The organism is Ligilactobacillus sp. RTP31139st1_D10_RTP31139_211217 (genome assembly GCF_040226755.1).
In the GTDB taxonomy this organism is placed as follows: domain Bacteria; phylum Bacillota; class Bacilli; order Lactobacillales; family Lactobacillaceae; genus Ligilactobacillus; species Ligilactobacillus animalis.
Genome location: NZ_JBCOAR010000002.1, coordinates 197,097 through 215,415, shown reverse-complemented (window position 1 = coordinate 215,415; position 18,319 = coordinate 197,097). Strand labels below are relative to the sequence as shown.

At 43.5% G+C, this 18,319-nt stretch carries 18 protein-coding genes; all 18 read left to right on the top strand.

Going from position 1 to position 18,319, the window contains the following annotated elements; genetic code table 11:
* Positions 1-184: 184 nt before the first annotated feature.
* The 18 genes from fabZ (ABT996_RS02275) to alaS all read left to right on the top strand — a co-directional run bounded on the left by fabZ (ABT996_RS02275) (position 185) and on the right by alaS (position 18,185).
* A complete protein-coding gene (gene fabZ, locus ABT996_RS02275; RefSeq protein ID WP_033193014.1) occupies positions 185-622 on the top strand; it encodes a 3-hydroxyacyl-ACP dehydratase FabZ in 438 nt (145 codons plus the stop codon).
* A gap of 78 nt (positions 623-700) precedes the next feature.
* Complete coding sequence (locus ABT996_RS02270) at positions 701-1,141, top strand: MarR family winged helix-turn-helix transcriptional regulator (RefSeq protein ID WP_035448827.1); 441 nt, start codon at positions 701-703, stop codon at positions 1,139-1,141.
* A gap of 22 nt (positions 1,142-1,163) precedes the next feature.
* Positions 1,164-2,141 carry a beta-ketoacyl-ACP synthase III gene (locus tag ABT996_RS02265; RefSeq protein WP_035448829.1) on the top strand — a complete coding sequence of 326 codons (978 nt, stop codon included), beginning with the start codon at positions 1,164-1,166 and terminating at the stop codon, positions 2,139-2,141.
* A gap of 21 nt (positions 2,142-2,162) precedes the next feature.
* Positions 2,163-2,408, top strand: a complete 246-nt coding sequence (locus ABT996_RS02260) for an acyl carrier protein (protein ID WP_010688591.1) — start codon at positions 2,163-2,165, stop codon at positions 2,406-2,408.
* Positions 2,409-2,423: 15 nt separating this feature from the next.
* Entirely contained in the window at positions 2,424-3,353 is a 930-nt protein-coding gene (locus ABT996_RS02255) for an ACP S-malonyltransferase (protein WP_035448832.1), read from the top strand.
* A 2-nt stretch (positions 3,354-3,355) separates the two neighbouring features.
* A complete protein-coding gene (gene fabG / locus ABT996_RS02250) occupies positions 3,356-4,087 on the top strand; it encodes a 3-oxoacyl-[acyl-carrier-protein] reductase (protein WP_035448835.1) in 732 nt (243 codons plus the stop codon).
* A gap of 27 nt (positions 4,088-4,114) precedes the next feature.
* Positions 4,115-5,347: a beta-ketoacyl-ACP synthase II gene (gene fabF / locus ABT996_RS02245; protein ID WP_035448836.1), complete on the top strand. Its 1,233-nt coding sequence runs from the start codon at positions 4,115-4,117 to the stop codon at positions 5,345-5,347.
* Between the two features lie 5 nt (positions 5,348-5,352).
* Positions 5,353-5,796, top strand: a complete 444-nt coding sequence (gene accB, locus ABT996_RS02240; RefSeq protein ID WP_103050409.1) for an acetyl-CoA carboxylase biotin carboxyl carrier protein — start codon at positions 5,353-5,355, stop codon at positions 5,794-5,796.
* Complete coding sequence (gene fabZ / locus ABT996_RS02235; RefSeq protein ID WP_010688596.1) at positions 5,797-6,219, top strand: 3-hydroxyacyl-ACP dehydratase FabZ; 423 nt, start codon at positions 5,797-5,799, stop codon at positions 6,217-6,219. It begins immediately after the preceding gene.
* A 13-nt stretch (positions 6,220-6,232) separates the two neighbouring features.
* The gene (gene accC, locus ABT996_RS02230) at positions 6,233-7,612 is read left to right on the top strand and encodes an acetyl-CoA carboxylase biotin carboxylase subunit (protein ID WP_035448840.1); all 1,380 of its coding nucleotides are present in this window, start codon (positions 6,233-6,235) and stop codon (positions 7,610-7,612) included.
* Positions 7,599-8,459, top strand: coding sequence for an acetyl-CoA carboxylase, carboxyltransferase subunit beta (gene accD / locus ABT996_RS02225; RefSeq protein WP_035448842.1), 861 nt, complete (start codon positions 7,599-7,601; stop codon positions 8,457-8,459). The genes accC and accD overlap by 14 nt, the downstream gene beginning before the upstream one ends.
* Positions 8,449-9,228: an acetyl-CoA carboxylase carboxyltransferase subunit alpha gene (accA, locus tag ABT996_RS02220; protein WP_035448843.1), complete on the top strand. Its 780-nt coding sequence runs from the start codon at positions 8,449-8,451 to the stop codon at positions 9,226-9,228. The genes accD and accA overlap by 11 nt, the downstream gene beginning before the upstream one ends.
* A gap of 18 nt (positions 9,229-9,246) precedes the next feature.
* On the top strand, positions 9,247-10,011 hold the full coding sequence (fabI, locus tag ABT996_RS02215) for an enoyl-ACP reductase FabI (RefSeq protein ID WP_035448845.1): 765 nt from the start codon (positions 9,247-9,249) through the stop codon (positions 10,009-10,011).
* A 256-nt stretch (positions 10,012-10,267) separates the two neighbouring features.
* Positions 10,268-11,746 (top strand): glucose-6-phosphate dehydrogenase, encoded by a 1,479-nt coding sequence (gene zwf, locus ABT996_RS02210; RefSeq protein WP_035448847.1) that lies wholly within the window; start codon positions 10,268-10,270, stop codon positions 11,744-11,746.
* 74 nt (positions 11,747-11,820) lie between these two features.
* Positions 11,821-12,903 carry a DNA polymerase IV gene (gene dinB / locus ABT996_RS02205; protein ID WP_035448849.1) on the top strand — a complete coding sequence of 361 codons (1,083 nt, stop codon included), beginning with the start codon at positions 11,821-11,823 and terminating at the stop codon, positions 12,901-12,903.
* A gap of 66 nt (positions 12,904-12,969) precedes the next feature.
* A complete protein-coding gene (locus tag ABT996_RS02200) occupies positions 12,970-13,920 on the top strand; it encodes a DHH family phosphoesterase (protein ID WP_010688603.1) in 951 nt (316 codons plus the stop codon).
* A 14-nt stretch (positions 13,921-13,934) separates the two neighbouring features.
* The gene (locus tag ABT996_RS02195; protein WP_035448851.1) at positions 13,935-15,266 is read left to right on the top strand and encodes a DEAD/DEAH box helicase; all 1,332 of its coding nucleotides are present in this window, start codon (positions 13,935-13,937) and stop codon (positions 15,264-15,266) included.
* Between the two features lie 273 nt (positions 15,267-15,539).
* Positions 15,540-18,185, top strand: coding sequence for an alanine--tRNA ligase (gene alaS, locus ABT996_RS02190; protein WP_035448853.1), 2,646 nt, complete (start codon positions 15,540-15,542; stop codon positions 18,183-18,185).
* Positions 18,186-18,319 lie beyond the last annotated feature (134 nt).

Genomic DNA, 18,319 nt, shown 5'->3' with positions numbered 1-18,319 from the left:
TTTATTTTGAAGTTATTAACTATTTTTCGGTTTTTTAGATAAATATAAATTATTTTAAATATCATTCGATATAAGAGAGGTTTTTTAGCAGTTTGACACCCAAAGCTAAATATAATAACATTCGACTATCGAATATTTTGGTATTCGAAATAAATTGAAAGAGGTGGCGTGTTTGAAAAAGTTAATGGACGCTCAAGAAGTAATGGAGTTGATCCCTAACCGCTATCCGATCTGTTATATTGATTATGTCGAAGAATTGGTTTTAGGTGAGAAGATCACCGCTGTGAAAAATGTGACGATCAATGAGTCATTTTTCCAAGGCCATTTTCCTAAAAATCCAGTCATGCCTGGGGTCTTGATCATTGAGACCCTAGCGCAAGCGGCTTCGATCATGATCTTAAAAGATCCTAACTTTTTAGGTAAGACCGCCTATTTAGGCGCAATCCATAATGCACGTTTTCGTCAAGTAGTTCGTCCAGGGGATGTCTTACAACTGGAAGTAACGATGGACAAACAAAAAGAAAACATGGGGATCGTCAAAGCTAAAGCCCTCGTTGAAGGGAAAAAGGTCTGCACGGCTGAGTTGATGTTTATCGTTGGTCAGTCTAAGGATAAAATTTAATGGTGTTAGGTACTTTTTTCTGGTATTATTTTGATAACCAAACAATATGGTAATCAAAATATTCAAGGTGAGGTAGTTATGGATAAAAGAAGTAGGTACATCAATGATGCTTTGGTCAAGATCTATAGTGATATTCTTTGGATCGAGGAAAAAGAACTTAAGAAGAGCCGTTTCAATGATTTAACGATCAAGGAGATGCATGCGATCAGTGCTATTTCAATGTATAACCATAAAACTGCTTCTGAAGTGGCTAAAGAACTCCATTTAACACCGGGTTCGTTAACTGCGACCGTTGATCGCCTCGTTAAAAAGGGTTATGTTGAGCGGATCAGAAGTAGTGATGATCGCCGGGTCATTCGCTTAGGTTTGACTAAAAAGGGCCGCGTAATGTTTCGCGCACATGATGCTTTTCACCATAAAATGGTCGAAGGGTTTCTCAAGGATACGACGCCGGCTGAGTTACAAGTGGTCGAAAAAGCGATCCGAAATTTGGAGTCGTTCTTAGCCGAGCATTCTTAAATCAAAAGACGGAAGTGGCGTAATGGACGAATTGAAAATTGTTGCAAGTGCGAGTTATATACCGCCAACAGTCATCACAAATGACCAATTAGCACAAATAATGGACACTTCAGACGAATGGATCACGACGCGAACGGGGATAAAAGAGCGTCGCGTGAGTTTGAAGGCAAATACGTCAAGTCTGTGCGTCCAAGTTGCTAAAGAATTATTAAAAAAAAGTAAGATCAAGGCAGAAGAAGTCGATCTGATCATCGTGGCTACCATGTCACCTGATAGTAATACACCGGCAACTGCTGCGATCGTGCAGGGAGAAATTGAAGCTAAAAATGCATTTGCCTTTGATATCTCGGCTGCTTGCTCGGGCTTTGTCTACGGGTTAAAAGTGGCAGCTAATTTCTTAAAGGATGAACAGATCAAAAATGTTTTGTTGATCGGAGGCGAGGTCTTATCCAAGTTAGTTGATTGGACTGACCGCAAGACAGCTGTTTTATTTGGCGATGGAGCGGCAGGAGTTTTACTGACTAGTGCTGACACACAGCAGAGTTATTTATTGAGCTCTGATATCAAAACTTTTGGAGCTTCGCATGCTAAATTGACGGCTGGATGTGACCAAGTATCACCCAGCTTTCCGCCTACTGGACCACAAAGACCGACAGCTTTTGGGATGGATGGACGTGAGGTCTATAACTTTGCGACCCGTCAAGTACCTAAGTCATTGGTCCGGGCCTGTGAACAAGCGGGGCTGACGCCAGATCAAGTCGATCTATTTTTATTACATCAAGCAAATGCACGGATCATTCAAAGTGTAGCTAAGAAGATGAAGTTACCATTGGAAAAATTTCCAACTAATATCGCTAAATATGGAAATACCTCGGCGACAAGTATTCCGCTTTTACTAGCTGAGCTAAGTGAGCAGGGCGTGCTTGAACGCGGGCAGATCATTGCCTTTAGTGGTTTTGGTGGGGGCTTGACTTTGGGGACAGTTATCATCAAGTATTAATGATTTTTGGAGGAATAAAAAATGACAAAAGAAGAAATTTTAAACAAAGTACAAGAGATCGTAAGTGAACAATTAGATGTTGATGCAGCTGATATCGTTTTGACAGCTGACATCAAAGAAGATCTTGAAGCTGATAGCTTAGATGTGTTTGAGATCATGAACGAGCTTGAAGATGAATTGGATATCCAACTTGAAGCAGATGAAAGCATCAAAACGATCCAAGATGTTGTTGACCATGTGGCTAAACAACTCGAAGCTAACGACTAAGGTCAGGTGAGCTAAATGAAAAAAGCGGTCATCTTATTTAGCGGTCAAGGAGCGCAATTTGATGGAATGGGGCTTGATTTTTATCAAGCAGATCCTGATTTTCAAGCTGGGATCGCTCGAGCCACACAGCTGACGGGGCTTCCGCTACTAAAAATCTTTCAAAACAGCCAACAAGCAAGTACGTTAGAATTACAACCCGCCTTGACTGCTTTTGCATATAATGTCTATCAGCTCTTGGCTCGTGATCTAAAACTTGAAGTTGGCGGTGCTTTGGGCTTGTCATTGGGGGAATATCCCGCTTTGATAGCTAGTCGAGCGCTGAGTGAACAAGCTGGTCTAGAGCTAGTGAAAAAGCGAGCTCAATACATGGAAGCAGAAGTAGCTCAAAAGCCAGGGGCGATGTTAGCTGTGTTAAAGCCCGAGCTCGCTGAATTGGAGCGGTTATGTGTCAAATGCAGTACCCCAGAAGAAGGTGTTTGGATCGCAAATTACAATGCGCCCAAACAAGTTGTTGTTGGGGGTCATAAGCCAGCAGTTGACAGGTTAGCTCAAGCTTTAGCTGCTGCAAATAAAAAAGTGATCGCTTTGAACGTAGCTGGGGCATTTCATACACCACTTTTTTCAACATCTGAACAGCAATTAAAACAAGCTGTCGTCCAGATCGAGTGGCAAGAACCGGGATTTACAGTCTTTAGTAATACGATCGAAGCTCCATTTACCAAGGCTAACTTAGCCAAGATCTTACCAAGACAAGTTGCTGCCCCGACCCATTTTGCGACCTGTCTATCTCAGATCGTTGCCCAAGAAAAGCCAGATGTCTTACTTGAGATCGGACCGGGTGACGCTTTGAGCAAATTTGCGCGTCAGATCGCTAAAAAAATCCCACGTTATCGGTTGGATACGTGGGAGCATTATCAAGCCACATTGGCAGAATTGAGGAATTAAAGATGGAATTAACGGGAAAAAATGTTTTTATCTCGGGTTCTTCGCGCGGGATCGGAGCTAGCATGGCGGTCGCTTTTGCTAAAAAAGGAGCTAATGTTGCGCTTAACGCTCGCAAAATAGTCCCAAGCGAATTGCTTGATGAATTAAAGCAGACTGGTGTTCAAGTCGAAGTTATTTTAGGTGATATTTCCCAGCCCGCTGACGTTAAGCGAATGGTCAAAGAAGCTAAAGCCAAATTTGGTCAGATCGACATTTTAGTCAACAATGCGGGGATCACCGATGATAAGTTACTGATCGGTATGAAAGAAGCAGATTTTACCAACGTGATCGATGTTAACTTGATGGGAACATTTCGCATGACGCAAGCTTTTTTAAAGCAAATGTATAAAAAACGTCAAGGGGTGATCATCAATGTCGCTTCTGTGGTCGGGCTTTACGGCAATGTAGGTCAGGCTAATTATGCTGCCAGCAAGGCGGGGATCATTGGCTTGACCAAAACGACGGCTAAAGAGGGTGCTTTGCGCAACATTAGATGTAATGCGATCGCACCGGGAATGATCGCCAGTGATATGACAGCTATCTTAAGCGATAAAGTCAAAGACCAAGTTAAAGAGCAGATCTTATTAAAACGCTTTGGGACACCGGATGAAGTGGCACATGCAGCGATCTTTTTAGCTGAAAATGATTATTTGACAGGCCAAGTGCTCACGGTCGATGGTGGGTTAGCCTTTTAAAGCAGAACAAAACGAGAGGTGTTTTAGATGACAAGAGTAGTAATTACAGGAATGGGGGCGGTCACCCCGATCGGTAATGATGTGACTGAATATAGTGACAATTTATTTCAGGGAAAGTTGGGGATCGCTCCGATCACTAAATTTGATGCCACTGAGACTGGAGTCACCAATGCGGGTGAAGTCAAAGATTTTGATACCACTTTACGGGTCGGTAAAAAAGCGGCCAAACGCATGGATCTTTTTTCACAATATGCCGTTGATAGTGCCCTTCAAGCAGTGAAGCAAGCGCAAATCACCTCTGAAAATACCGCTTCTAAAGATCTTGGCGTTATTTTTAGTTCGGGGATCGGGGGCTTGACGACGATCCAAGAACAAGTGATCAAGATGCATGAAAAAGGTCCTAAGCGGGTCTCACCGATGTTTGTTCCGACCTCGATCGTCAATATGGCAGCCGGGAATATCGCTTTGCGGATCGGGGCTAAAAATATCTGTACTTCGATCGTAACGGCATGTGCTTCAGGGACCAATGCGATCGGTGAAGCTTACCGCCAGATCAAAGAAGGGCGGGCCAAGGTGATGGTCGCTGGTGGGGCAGAAGCATCAGTCAATGAGATCGGGATCGCTGGTTTTGCAGCATTAACGGCTCTATCGACGCAAACTGATCCGCAAAGAGCCTCTATCCCATTTGATAAAGACCGCTCTGGCTTTGTCATGGGCGAGGGTAGTGGTGCTTTAGTCTTGGAGAGTTTAGAACATGCTAAGGCACGGGGCGCTAAGATCTTAGGTGAGGTCGTTGGTTATGGTAGTAACTGTGATGCCTTTCATATGACGGCACCTGATCCGACGGGCGAAGGAGCTGCGACTGCAATGCAACTGGCCCTCGCTGAAGCAAAGATCGAGCCAGCGCAAGTTGATTATATCAATGCTCATGGGACGGCAACTAAAGCTAATGACGCTGCTGAAGCAAAAGCAATCAATTTAGTTTTTGGTGAAGATAGTAAAGTTTTAGTCGGAAGTACCAAAGCGATGACAGGGCATTTATTAGGTGCTGCTGGGGCGATCGAAGCCATTGCGGTAGTTGCTAGCTTACAAAAGGGGCAATTACCTGTTAATATAGGTATGACAGAACAAGATAAAGAGTGTAAAGTTAATGTAGTAACACAGGCTAAAGCCCACCCTGAAAAACTTGAATATGCCTTGAGCAATTCATTAGGTTTTGGGGGCCATAATGCAGTTTTAGCTTTTAGAAAATGGAGTTGAGAGACTTGGACTTTAATGATATTGAAAAATTAATGGATGATTTTAAAAAGTCAGAAATGCGTGAATTAGAGATCACGACGGATGGCTTTCATATCCATTTGAGTAAAAATGAGATCCCATTTTTACCAGTGCGTGAAAAAGCTGAGCAACCAGCGATCACCGCCGTTGAAGAAAATGTGCCACCGGTAACAAAAGATACCCAGGCTGAAGGGGAATTCATCAAATCGCCGATGGTCGGTAGTGTTTATTTACAACCTAAACCTGATCAAGATCCTTATGTAACGGTGGGTTCACGTGTTCATAAAGGGGACGTGGTCTGCATCATCGAAGCGATGAAGATGATGACTGAGATCAAAAGTGATCAAGATGGTATCGTGACTGAGGTCTTGGTCGAAAATGAAGACTTAGTCGAATTTGATCAACCGCTGTTCAAAGTAGGGCGAGGTTAAATGATGAAGTTAAGTAGTGCAGAGATCAAAAAGATCTTGCCCCATCGTTACCCGTTGTTGCTGATCGATCGGGTCGAAGAATTAGAACCCGGAAAGTCAGCGCGGGCGCTTCGCTGTGTGACAGAACATGAAGCTTTGTTTGCAGGACAGGAATTATCTGTCTTGCCTGAAACTTTGATCATCGAGTCTTTAGCACAGACAGGGGCCTGTGCGTTGCTGACGTTGCCAGAGTTTGTTGGTAAGACTGCTTATTTTGGCGGGATCAAAGCAGCAGAATTTATACGCCCTGTGTACCCAGGGGATGTGTTAGAACTTGAGGTAAAACTTGAAAAGATCAAGAGCAGTATCGGCAGTGGTAAAGCGACCGCCAAAGTGGCTGGTCAAGTAGTTTGCCTAGCTGAATTGACTTTTATGATCGGATAAAAGAGGTAGTTACATGTTTTCTAAAGTATTGGTGGCCAACCGTGGTGAGATCGCGGTCCGCATTATTCGCTCTTTAAAAGAGCTTGGTATCAAATCAGTTGCGATCTACTCGACTGAAGATCGTGAAAGTTTGCATGTCAAACTGGCAGATCAAGCGGTCTGTGTTGGATCGGCTAAACCAAAAGATTCATATCTGAATATGAAAAATATCTTGGCAGCTGCTGTTTTGACGGGTGCTGAAGCGATCCATCCCGGATTTGGCTTCTTATCAGAAAATAGTCGCTTCGTAGAGTTGTGTGAGGCTTGTGGCTTAGTCTTTATCGGGCCACGTTCCGAGACGATCGAATTGATGGGAAATAAAGCCAATGCCCGGATCCAGATGCAAAAACACGATATTCCGGTGATCCCTGGCAGTACTGGCTTTTTAGAAGATGTTGCAGAGGCTAAGCGGGTCGCTAAAGAGGTCGGTTATCCGGTCTTATTGAAGGCGGCAGCTGGTGGCGGTGGTAAAGGTATCCGGCGGGTCGATACAGAAAAAGAGCTCGCTAATTCCTTTAATGAGGCTAAACGTGAAGCCCAGATGGCCTTTGGTGATGCGCGGATGTATTTGGAAAAGATCATGGAAGATGTTAAGCATATCGAAGTCCAGATCTTTCGCGATGATGTCGGCAACACGGTCTATTTCCCAGAACGGGATTGTTCATTGCAAAGAAATAAACAAAAGATGATCGAAGAAAGTCCGTGTGCGTTGATCACGGAAGCTGAACGTAAATACTTAGGTGAATTGGCGGTCAAAGCAGCTGAAGCGATCGATTACCGTAATACTGGGACGATCGAATTTTTGATGGATCAAGACCATAAATTTTATTTCATGGAAATGAATACGCGGATCCAAGTGGAACATACTGTCACAGAAATGGTGACTGGCGTTGACCTGGTCAAGGCCCAAGTCAAGGTCGCTTTTGGCCAAGATCTACCATTTGAGCAGGCTGATATCAAATTACTGGGGACCGCGATTGAATGTCGGATCAATGCTGAAGATCCCGCCAAGAATTTTACGCCTTCTGTTGGTAAAGTCGACTATCTGCACTTCCCGGTGGGTAACTTAGGGATGCGGATCGATTCTGATTTGTATGCTGGGGTCAAGATCTCACCATATTACGATTCGATGATTGCTAAAGTTATCGTTTTGGGTGAAAATCGCCATGAAGCGATCGAAAAGCTAAAACGTTTATTAAGTGAGATGGTGATCTCGGGTATCAAGACTAACCAGAATTTCTATCTGACTATTTTAGAAGACCAAGGTTTCTTGGATGGAACGTTTAACACTGATTACTTAGAACGTGTTTTATTACCAGAGTGGAAACGAGGAAATACCGATGAAACTGTTTGATGAGGCCAATACAGTCCAAAATAAACAAGTAAAGGCCAATAAAGCCGCTGAAAAAAAGGTTCCAGCTGGCTTGTGGGTCGCTTGTCCTAAATGTGGCTATGAGATCTTTCATCAAGATTTAGGCCCATTACAAGAATGTCCACAATGTTTTTATGGTTTTAGAATAAAGGCTAAAAAGCGTCTATCGTGGCTGGTCGATGAGTTTATTCCTTGGGATGAAGACTTGGTGACCGATGATCCGTTGGACTTTCCTGAGTATGCTGAAAAATTAGCTAAAGCGCAAAAAACGACAGAGTTGAATGATTCCGTTTTGACAGGTCTGGCTCAGATTGCAGACCAAAAATTTGCTTTAGGGATCATGGATCCATATTTTATCATGGGTTCATTAGGCAAAGTTACTGGCGAAAAATTGACGCGTTTATTTGAGCGTGCGACTAAAGAAGGTTTACCTGTCGTCGTTTTTACGGCGTCAGGGGGCGCACGGATGCAAGAAGGGATCCATGCCTTGATGCAGATGGCTAAAGTTTCAAATGCCGTCGCTAAGCACTCAGAGGCTGGCTTGTTGTATATCTCAGTCTTGACCGATCCGACAACTGGCGGAGTTACGGCTAGTTTTGGGATGCAAGGTGATCTGATCTTGGCTGAGCCTCATGCTTTAGTCGGATTTGCCGGTAAGCGGGTGATCGAACAGACGATGCATCAAAAGATCCCAGCTGATCTGCAAAGTGCCGAAACGGTGTTGCAAAATGGCTTTATCGATACGCTTGTTAAGCGGCGCGAGCAAAAACAAATTTTGGCACAGTTATTGAGATTCCATCAAAAGGAAGGTGAAGCTAATGGCAAATAGTAAGACGCCAGCTCAGGTAGTAGCTGCAGCTAGATCACAAGCTAAAATCACCACCCCTGAACTTATTGAGCATTTATTTGATGATTTTTTTGAATTACATGGTGATCGTCAAGGTTCAGATGATCCTGCGATCGTTGGTGGCTTGGCCCGATTTTGTGGCCGTCCAGTCACTGTCGTCGCAACTGACAAGGGTAAAACTCCTAAGCAGCGTGTGGCTAAGCATTTTGGCTCACCTGAACCAGCGGGGTACCGCAAATTATTGCGGTTAGCTAAACAAGCCGAAAAATTTGGTCGTCCAGTAGTGACTTTTGTCAATACAGCCGGTGCTTATCCGGGGCGTAGTGCCGAAGAACAAGGACAAGGTGAAGCGCTCGCCCGCTGCTTGTTAGAACTTGGACAATTGGAAGTGCCGCTGATCACGTTTATCTTTGGTGAGGGTGGTAGTGGAGGCGCTCTTGCCATGGCCTGTGGTGATCGGGTGTATATGTTAGAAGATAGCATGTACTCTGTTTTATCACCTGAAGGGTTCGCGTCTATTTTGTGGAAGGATAGTCAGCGAGCAGATGAGGCCGCTGAAGTGATGCAGTTGACCCCAGAAGCGTTGTTAGAGCACGGCGCGATCGAAGGGGTGATCGCAGAAGATGGAAATGACCATTTGGCGACGGTAGCAGCGATCAAGGCTGTTTTAAAACGTGATCTAGAGCTTTTAGTAAAAAAAGATCCAACCGAATTGTTAGCCGAGCGGTATGAACGTTTTCGGAAATTTTAAAGTAAGGAAATTATGATCATGGGAGATTTATTAGCAAATAAAACGATTTTGGTAATGGGTGTCGCTAATCGACGCTCGATCGCTTGGGGTTGTGCCCAAGTAATGCAAGAGCAAGGCGCTAATTTGATCTATACTTATCAAAATGAGCGCTTAAAAAAAGGTTTACTCAAGTTGACGGGCGATGAAGCTTCCTTACTTGAGTGTGATGTTGCAGATGATAACAGCATCGCCCAAGCTTTTAGTGAGATCAAAACACGATATGGCAAGATCGATGGGATCGTTCATGCGATCGCTTATGCTCCAAAAGCAGAACTTGAAGGTGAGATCACGAATGCGACTCGTGCTGGTTTTCAAACGGCACTCGATGTTTCAGCATACTCTTTGATCGCTGTTAGCAAGGTGGCGATGGAGTTAGAGCTTTTAAATGATCCTGCCAGTTTAGTAACTTTGACCTATATGGGTTCGACTCGGGCGATCCCAAGCTATAATACGATGGGGATCGCCAAAGCCGCTTTAGAATCTAGTGTGCGTTATCTAGCACGTGATCTGGGTAAGTTTGGGGTCCGGGTAAATGCGATCTCAGCGGGTGCGATCAAAACACTAGCTGTGACGGGGATCAAGGGTCACTCTGACCTCCTAGAGATCTCCAAGCAACGAACGGTCGATCAAGAGGCTGTGACGATCAGAGAAGTCGGGGGAACTTGTGCCTTTTTGATGAGTGACTTAGCGACTGGTGTAGTTGGCGATGTCATTTATGTAGATAAGGGTGTCCACTTGATCTAATGAAAACAAAGTAATACGCTCACGAGTGATTCGGGGCGTTTTTTTGTGCAATAGATCATACATGCAATTCTCCGCACTGAATTATGTCGGGCTGCGAATTGCAGGATCTAGAAAATAACAATGATATCCCTTCGAGGCCAAAAGTGCCTCCAAGTGATATTACCGTTATTTTTACGCTCCTTTTCGTAATTCTTCGCACTGAATTACTTGTTAAATATTAGCTGAATTAGTAAAATAAACATAACTATAATTAATCATGAAAGTGGTGCTTAACTTGGCTAAGAAAGAACAAAAAGCATTGTTTGTTATTTTTGGTGGGACTGGTGATCTTGCACAACGCAAATTGTATCCTGCCTTGTTTAATCTGTATAAGCGTGGCTACTTAAAAAAACACTTTGCAGTTATCGGTACAGCAAGACGCCCTTGGTCAAACGGCTATTACCGTGATGTAGTTAGATCATCGATCGATGGGATGGTTAACTTCCAGACCCAGATCGATGAATTTGCTAGCCATTTCTACTATCAATCACATAATGTCAATGATGTTGACCACTATGAGACTTTACGTGTTTTGGCCGATAAGTTAGACCAAGATTATGGCTTAGAAGGCAACCGCTTGTATTATTTAGCGATGTCACCTAGTTTCTTTGGGACGATCTGTGAACATTTGAAATCACAAGGTCTAACTAAAACGGCAGGTTATAATCGTGTGATCATCGAAAAACCATTTGGGCATGACTATGCTAGTGCTAAAGAATTAAACGATGAGATCAGTAAATATTTCCCAGAAGAAGCGACCTTCAGGATCGACCACTATCTAGGTAAAGAAATGATCCAAAATATTATGGCGCTGCGCTTTGGCAACAGCATTTTAAGTGCGATCTGGAACAATAAGATGATCAGTAATATCCAAGTGACACTCAGCGAATCATTAGGTGTCGAAGAACGTGGAGGCTATTATGATACAGCCGGCGCTTTGCGGGATATGGTCCAAAACCATATTTTACAGATCGTTGCGTTACTTGTGATGGATCGGCCGGATTCTTATTGTGCTAAAGACGTCCGGAAGCGAAAAGTTGAAACTTTTGAGGCGTTGAAGATCTATTCACCCGAAGAAGTCGCACAAAATTTTGTCCGCGGTCAATATGGTGAGGGTAAGGATATGGTGGCTTATCGTGATGAAAGTATGATCGCTCCCGATTCAATGACTGAGACTTTTGTAGCGGGTAAACTTGAAGTGGATAACTGTGATATGGCGGGTGTGCCGATCTATATCCGGACAGGTAAAAGATTAGCTACGAAAGCTACACGGATCGATATCGTCTTTAAACAAGATGATGATTCCTTATTTGGCGGCCAAGGTTTAGCCGATAATACTGTGACGATCAATGTTGAACCCGATACTGGGATCGACTTTACTTTGAACACCAAAAAGATCGGTCAAGAATTTGCAACACGGCAAACTAATATCGGTTATCGCTTGACTGAAGAACAAGTTGCTAAAGTTCCTGAAGCTTACGAACGCTTGATCTTAAATGCGTTGCAAGGTAATTCGGTAAACTTTACGCACTGGGACGAATTGGAATATTCTTGGAAATTCGTTGATGCGATCAGAAATGCTTGGGATCAAGAAGACCTACCAGTTGATTATTTCCCAAATTATGCCTGCGGGACGATGGGACCACAAGCATCAGATGAATTATTGGCTAAAGCAGGTCACCATTGGATCTTCTAAAAAAGTTGAATGATTAAATATTTGGGACCTTGGGATGTTTTAGCCTGGGTCCTATTTGTAATGTGAGGAAACTGATGAAACAACGTGATATCATCCATGTGGATATGGATTGTTTTTATGCTTCGATCGAGATGCGCGATGAGCCTAAGTTACGTGATAAACCAGTTGTAATCGCCCGTGACCCGCGTAAAACCGGGGGACATGGAGTCGTAGCAACGGCCAATTATCAGGCGCGGGCTTTTGGGATCCATTCGGCGATGAATGCGCAACAAGCCTTAAAACTTTGTCCTAAAGCAGTTTTTGTAACACCAAATTTTGAAAAATATCGTAAAGTATCGCGCCAGATCCATGCGATCTTTGCTGAGTTTTCCGATCTAGTTGAACCGATCGCTTTTGATGAGGCTTATTTAGATATTACGGCTGATAAACAAAAACTTGGCTCAGCGGTCTTGACCGCGCATCGCTTACAGCAAAGGATCTATGATGAAACGCAACTGACGTGTTCGATCGGCGTTTCGTACAATAAATTTTTAGCAAAATTGGCTTCGGATTTTTGCAAGCCGGTGGGAACGACCGTGGTCAGGCCAGAGGAGGTAAAAGCTTTCTTATTCCCACTACCGATCGAAAAATTTCGTGGCGTGGGTAAAAAGACTGCGCCTAAGATGCATGCTTTAGGGATCGAGAAGGGTGAAGATCTCTATGCCAAATCAGAGCGCTATTTAAATAAACATTTTGGCAAGATCGGTACGGTCTTGTACCAGCAGGTGCGGGGGATCGATGAACGACCAGTCGAAGTTCGGGAACGCAAATCGATCGGGACGGAGCGGACATTTATTCGCCCGTTAGTGAGTGAAGCCCAAGTCAATGATGAATTTAGGCAATTAGCCACACGTCTGGTAAAAGAATTAAATAACAAGCAAAAGCATGGCAAGACCTTGGTTTTGAAATTGCGGACAGCTTCATTTGAAACGGTCACGAAACGCTTGACTAAGCAAGACTATTTCTTAAATGATGTCGCGACCATCGTCTATTATGCCATGCAGTTATTTGAAGAAGTAGCCCCGGCAGAGTTAGAATTACGCTTGTTGGGCCTGACGATGACGGGGTTAGCCCCACTGGAATTTGAAAACTTGAGTCTATCATTGTTTGAACAATAGGGAAATAACGTGGTATACTACATTGTTATAGGTATTTAACTACAAAAAAAGATAAGGAAACGAAAAATGAAGGTTGAAGAAGAAATCTTAGCACAGATCAAACAGTATGATACGATCATTATCCATCGCCACCAGCGTCCCGATCCAGATGCCTATGGATCACAATGTGGGTTAGCTGAAATTATTCGCGAAACATTTCCGACTAAGACAGTCTATCAAGTCGGTAAAAATGTCAAAGGCCTAAGTTGGCTCGATACGCCCCAAGAGATCAGCGATGAATGCTATCGGGATGCTTTAGTGATCGTCACTGATACAGCTAATCAACCGCGTGTCGATGATGACCGCTATACTAAGGGCAAGTTTTTGATCAAGATCGATCATCATCCAAATGATGACCCTTATGGTGATATTTGTTGGGTCGATAGTTCAGCTTCCAGCTGTTCTGAGATCATCACGCGTTTAGTAGAAAATTTAGATGGCAAATTAAAACTAAATGCAAAAGCGGCGCGTCTATTGTATGCGGGGATCGTTGGGGATACGGGACGTTTCATGTATAATGCCACGACCCCAGCTACTATGCGAGCAGCGGCTAAATTGATGGAATATGATTTTGATGCCAGTCAAGTAAATCGGACTTTAGACGAAGTGACGCCAGAGGTTGCGCGGTTATCAGCCTATGTTTTAGAAAACATCAAGTACACTGAACACAATGCAGCTTACGTGGTTTTAGATAATGAGACGCTGGAACAATTCACATTAGAGGATGCTGGCACAGCTCCAATCGTACCATTAGTGGGTAAGATCTCTTCTGTCATTTGTTGGACCGTACTCGTGCAACAAAAAGACGAGACCTATCGTTTACGGATCCGCTCCAAGGGGCCTGTGATCAACGAATTAGCTAAGGAATATGAAGGTGGCGGTCATCCCCTAGCCAGCGGAGCGATTCTGAGAAGCCTAGATGAGCTGCCAACTTATCTTGCTAAATTAGATAAGATTGCTGCAAGCGCAGAAAAATAGAAATTGAGGATATTATGAATAAGACATTTAAAGATTTTAACTTAAAACCCTTCTTAAATGAAGCGTTGACCGAGATCGGATTTCAAGCACCGACTGAAGTGCAAAAACGCTTGATCCCGGTGATCAAAAAGGGCAAAAGTGTTGTCGGACAATCGCAAACGGGGAGTGGTAAGACTCATACTTTCTTGCTACCGATCTTTAATGCGATCGATCCAGCTGTCCATGCAGTCCAAGCTGTTATTACGACTCCGAGTCGGGAATTAGCCTATCAGATCTATGGTGCGGCTAAGCAACTAGCTAAGCATTCCGAAACTGAGATCTTAGTCCAAAACTATGTCGGTGGGACTGATAAATTACGCCAGATCGAAAAATTAAAGCATCACCAACCACAGATCGTGATCGGGACACCGGGACGGATCTTGGATCTGATGCGTTCAAATGCTTTAGATGTGCATAATGCGCATTATTTAGTCGTTGATGAAGCTGATATGACGTTAGACTTAGGTTTCTTAAAAGAGACCGATGCGATCGCGTCAGCTTTGCCAAAAGATCTCCAAATGTTGGTCTTTTCAGCAACGATCCCCCAAAAATTAAAACCATTCTTACAAAAATATATGAATGATCCCGTGGTTGAAGTGGTGGAAAATAAAACAGTTATCAGTCCGACAATCGATAACTGGTTACTTTCGACTAAAGGACGCGATAAAAAGCAATTGATCTATCAATTGTTGACGATGGGTGAGCCATATTTGGCATTAGTTTTTGCTAACACCAAAGAACGGGCTGACGAATTGACGACTTATTTGCGTCATCAAGGTCTAAAAGTCGCTAAGATCCACGGGGGTATCCAACCACGGGAACGCAAACGTTTGATGCGTGAGATCCAAAATCTCGAATATCAATATGTCGTTGCAACTGATCTCGCAGCTCGTGGGATCGATATCGAGGGGGTTTCGCATGTGATCAATGACGATCTACCAGAAGACCTTGAATTTTTCGTACACCGTGTTGGTCGGACTGGGCGTAACAACCTTAAGGGCATAGCGATCACATTGTATGTCCCAAGTGAAGAAGCTCAGATCGAAGAATTAGAAAAGATGGGAGTCACTTTTGTCCCTAAAGCGCTCAAAAATGGTGAGATCGTGGATTCGTATGATCGCAATCGGCGCCAAAAACGCCGGACGAGACAAGAAAGTCTTGATCCTAAGATGATCGGGATGGTCAAAAAGGCTAAGAAGAAGCGCAAACCAGGCTACAAGAATAAGATCAAGCGGGCGTTAAAACGTGATGCTCAACAAAAACGCAAGATCGCACGCCGACAAGAACGTAAAAATCAACGTTCGTAAGCTTGACAAAAGGGTGATTTTTGCCTATACTTTGCATTGACTCAGGATATGTCAGTCAGCTATTTTGCTAAAGCGAGGGTCCGGTGGGTGAAAGGACTTGCAAAAACTGATTGGTGCTCCCTGAAACTAATATTATTACATGAAAATAACGTGCTCACGTATTTGAGCAGCTGAGAGGTTACGACTAACATCGTTGCAAGCAAGGTGGTACCGCGCTAAGGCGTCCTTGCTAGCAGCGGTGTTTTTTTGCCTTCAGCCCAGAAAGGATCAAAGATGAAAGAATTATCAAGTGCCCAAATCCGGCAAATGTATTTAGATTTCTTTGCACAAAAAGGTCACGATATCATGAAAAGTGCACCTTTAGTTCCTCAAGATGACCCAACTTTACTTTGGATCAACTCTGGGGTCGCTACGATGAAAAAATATTTTGATGGTTCTGTTGTGCCTAAGAACCACCGCATGACGAGTTCTCAAAAATCGATCAGAACTAACGATATCGAAAATGTTGGGCGGACTGCGCGCCACCATACGTTATTTGAAATGTTAGGTAACTTCTCGATCGGTGATTACTTCAAAAAAGAAGCGATCAATTGGGCCTGGGAATTGTTGACGAGTGAGGAATGGTTTGCTTTGGATCCCGAAAAACTTTACATCACAGTTTATCCAAAAGATACTGATGCTAAGAAGATCTGGCTTGAAGCTGGTGTCAAAGAAGATCATATCTACGAAGACGAAGACAACTTCTGGGATATCGGGGAAGGTCCATCTGGTCCCGACTCTGAGATCTTCTATGACCGTGGCCAAGCGATGAACAACGTGGCTGAAGATGATCCACAAAACTATCCAGGGGGCGAAAATGAACGTTACCTTGAGATCTGGAATATCGTGTTCTCTCAATTCAACCACAAGCCAGACGGCACTTACGAAGAACTACCACATAAAAACATTGATACGGGCATGGGCTTAGAACGTGTCGTTTCTGTTTTCCAAAACGCTAAGACAAACTTTGAGACTGATCTTTTCATGCCACTTATCAAGGAAACTGAAAAGTTAAGTGGTAAGTATCATTATGGTCAAGACCCTGAAAAAGATATCTCATTTAAGGTCATCGCTGATCATGCACGGGCTGTGACTTTTGCGATCGGCGACGGTGCTTTACCTTCAAACGAAGGACGTGGCTATGTTATCCGCCGTTTGATCCGGCGAGCTGTTATGCATGGTCAAAAACTTGGGATCGACCAAGCATTCTTGTATAAATTAGTGCCGATCGTGGGTCAGATCATGGAAGCCGCTTATCCAGAAGTTTTGGAACAAGCTGACTACATTCAAAAAGTCATCCGCATGGAAGAAGATCGTTTCAATGAGACCCTAAAAGATGGGGTCGCTTTATTGGATGACTTGATCGAACAAACTAAAGCTGCTGGTCAAACTGAACTTTCTGGAGCAGGTGTCTTCAAGCTTTACGATACTTACGGTTTCCCATATGAATTGACACTTGAATATGCAAGTGATAATGGTCTAGGTGTGGATAAAGCTGGTTTTGATACTGAAATGGAAAAACAACGTGAACGTGCGCGAAATGCGCGTTCTGGGGCTAAATCCATGGGCGTTCAAAATGGCTTATTGACTGATATCACGACCCCAAGTGAATATGTCGGTTATAGCGAATTAAATGCTTTAGGGACTGTTGAAGATATCATTTTAGATGATGCTTTGGTAAATGAAGCACAAGCTGATACGACGGTACAAGTTATCTTTGACAAGACACCATTTTATGCTGAAATGGGGGGCCAGGTAGCCGATAAAGGTCTCGTCAAAGATGAAGACGGCAATGTGGTAGCTGAAGTGATGGACGTGCAACATGCACCAAATGGCCAAAACATGCATACCTTGAAATTACGCCAAAAATTGGTTAAGGGCATGACTTACCGCTTAGAAGTAAACCGTGAATTCCATAATAAGGTCAAAAAGAACCATACAGCAACTCACTTGTTAGACCAAGCCTTGCGTGATGTTTTAGGCGAACACACACATCAAGCTGGTTCATTGGTGGAACCAACTTACTTGCGCTTTGACTTCACGAACCTTGGCGCAGTTACAGCTGAACAATTGCAACAAGTTGAAGATATCGTTAATGCTAAGATCTGGGCTAATTTACCAGTCGAAACAGTGGTCACGGACCTTGAATCTGCTCAAAAGATGGGTGCGATCGCATTGTTTGGCGATAAATATGGCGATACCGTGCGTGTTGTTAAAGCTGGCGACTACTCCATGGAATTCTGTGGTGGTAATCACGTTGACAATACTAACGAACTTGGTCTCTTCAAGATCGTTTCTGAATCCGGTGTTGGTGCTGGGGTTCGACGGATTGAAGCGGTAACTTCTAAGGAAGCTTTTGAATTCTTAGAACAACGTAATAATTTATTGCAAGAAACAGCTGCTGAAATGAAAGTCGTACAATTAAAAGAAGTGCCACGTAAGGTCGAAGCTTTACAAGCACAGATCAAAGAGTTAGAACAACAAAAACAAGCACTTGAAGCTAAGTTTGCAAGTCAACAAGCACAAGATATCTTCAAAGATGTTAATGAAGTCAACGGTCATACGTTGATCGCGGCTAAAGTCAACGTTTCTGGAATGGATCAATTGCGTCAATTAGCTGATCAATGGAAAGAAAAAGATCTATCCGAAGTGTTAGTCTTAGCGACAGCACCAGCTAAGGATAAGGTCAACTTGATCGTGGGTGTTTCCAATGCCGGCATCAAAGCAGGCATCAAAGCAGGGGACTTGATCAAAGGCATCGCTCCACTTGTTGGTGGTGGCGGTGGTGGTCGCCCTAACTTAGCCCAAGCTGGTGGTAAGAACCCAGCTGGTATCGGTGAAGCTTTAGCTAAAGCCAAGACTTGGTTGGCTGATAAATAATTTAGCGTTAAAAGATCTTAGAAGGTGATTTCTAAGGTCTTTTATTCGTTAGCATGACGTTTAGTTTACAAACATAATCTTTTTGTAATATACAAATTGAGAGATATTCATTGTAGCGTAAGCATTTGTTTAGT

Bases quoted from the DNA above. Each gene is read 5' to 3' on its own strand.
- fabZ (WP_033193014.1), top strand. From the start codon at position 185: ATGGACGCTCAAGAAGTAATGGAGTTGATCCCTAACCGCTATCCGATC.
- ABT996_RS02270 (WP_035448827.1), top strand. From the start codon at position 701: ATGGATAAAAGAAGTAGGTACATCAATGATGCTTTGGTCAAGATCTAT.
- ABT996_RS02265 (WP_035448829.1), top strand. From the start codon at position 1,164: ATGGACGAATTGAAAATTGTTGCAAGTGCGAGTTATATACCGCCAACA.
- ABT996_RS02260 (WP_010688591.1), top strand. From the start codon at position 2,163: ATGACAAAAGAAGAAATTTTAAACAAAGTACAAGAGATCGTAAGTGAA.
- ABT996_RS02255 (WP_035448832.1), top strand. From the start codon at position 2,424: ATGAAAAAAGCGGTCATCTTATTTAGCGGTCAAGGAGCGCAATTTGAT.
- fabG (WP_035448835.1), top strand. From the start codon at position 3,356: ATGGAATTAACGGGAAAAAATGTTTTTATCTCGGGTTCTTCGCGCGGG.
- fabF (WP_035448836.1), top strand. From the start codon at position 4,115: ATGACAAGAGTAGTAATTACAGGAATGGGGGCGGTCACCCCGATCGGT.
- fabZ (WP_010688596.1), top strand. From the start codon at position 5,797: ATGATGAAGTTAAGTAGTGCAGAGATCAAAAAGATCTTGCCCCATCGT.
- accC (WP_035448840.1), top strand. From the start codon at position 6,233: ATGTTTTCTAAAGTATTGGTGGCCAACCGTGGTGAGATCGCGGTCCGC.
- accD (WP_035448842.1), top strand. From the start codon at position 7,599: ATGAAACTGTTTGATGAGGCCAATACAGTCCAAAATAAACAAGTAAAG.
- accA (WP_035448843.1), top strand. From the start codon at position 8,449: ATGGCAAATAGTAAGACGCCAGCTCAGGTAGTAGCTGCAGCTAGATCA.
- fabI (WP_035448845.1), top strand. From the start codon at position 9,247: ATGGGAGATTTATTAGCAAATAAAACGATTTTGGTAATGGGTGTCGCT.
- zwf (WP_035448847.1), top strand. From the start codon at position 10,268: ATGAAAGTGGTGCTTAACTTGGCTAAGAAAGAACAAAAAGCATTGTTT.
- dinB (WP_035448849.1), top strand. From the start codon at position 11,821: ATGAAACAACGTGATATCATCCATGTGGATATGGATTGTTTTTATGCT.
- ABT996_RS02200 (WP_010688603.1), top strand. From the start codon at position 12,970: ATGAAGGTTGAAGAAGAAATCTTAGCACAGATCAAACAGTATGATACG.
- ABT996_RS02195 (WP_035448851.1), top strand. From the start codon at position 13,935: ATGAATAAGACATTTAAAGATTTTAACTTAAAACCCTTCTTAAATGAA.
- alaS (WP_035448853.1), top strand. From the start codon at position 15,540: ATGAAAGAATTATCAAGTGCCCAAATCCGGCAAATGTATTTAGATTTC.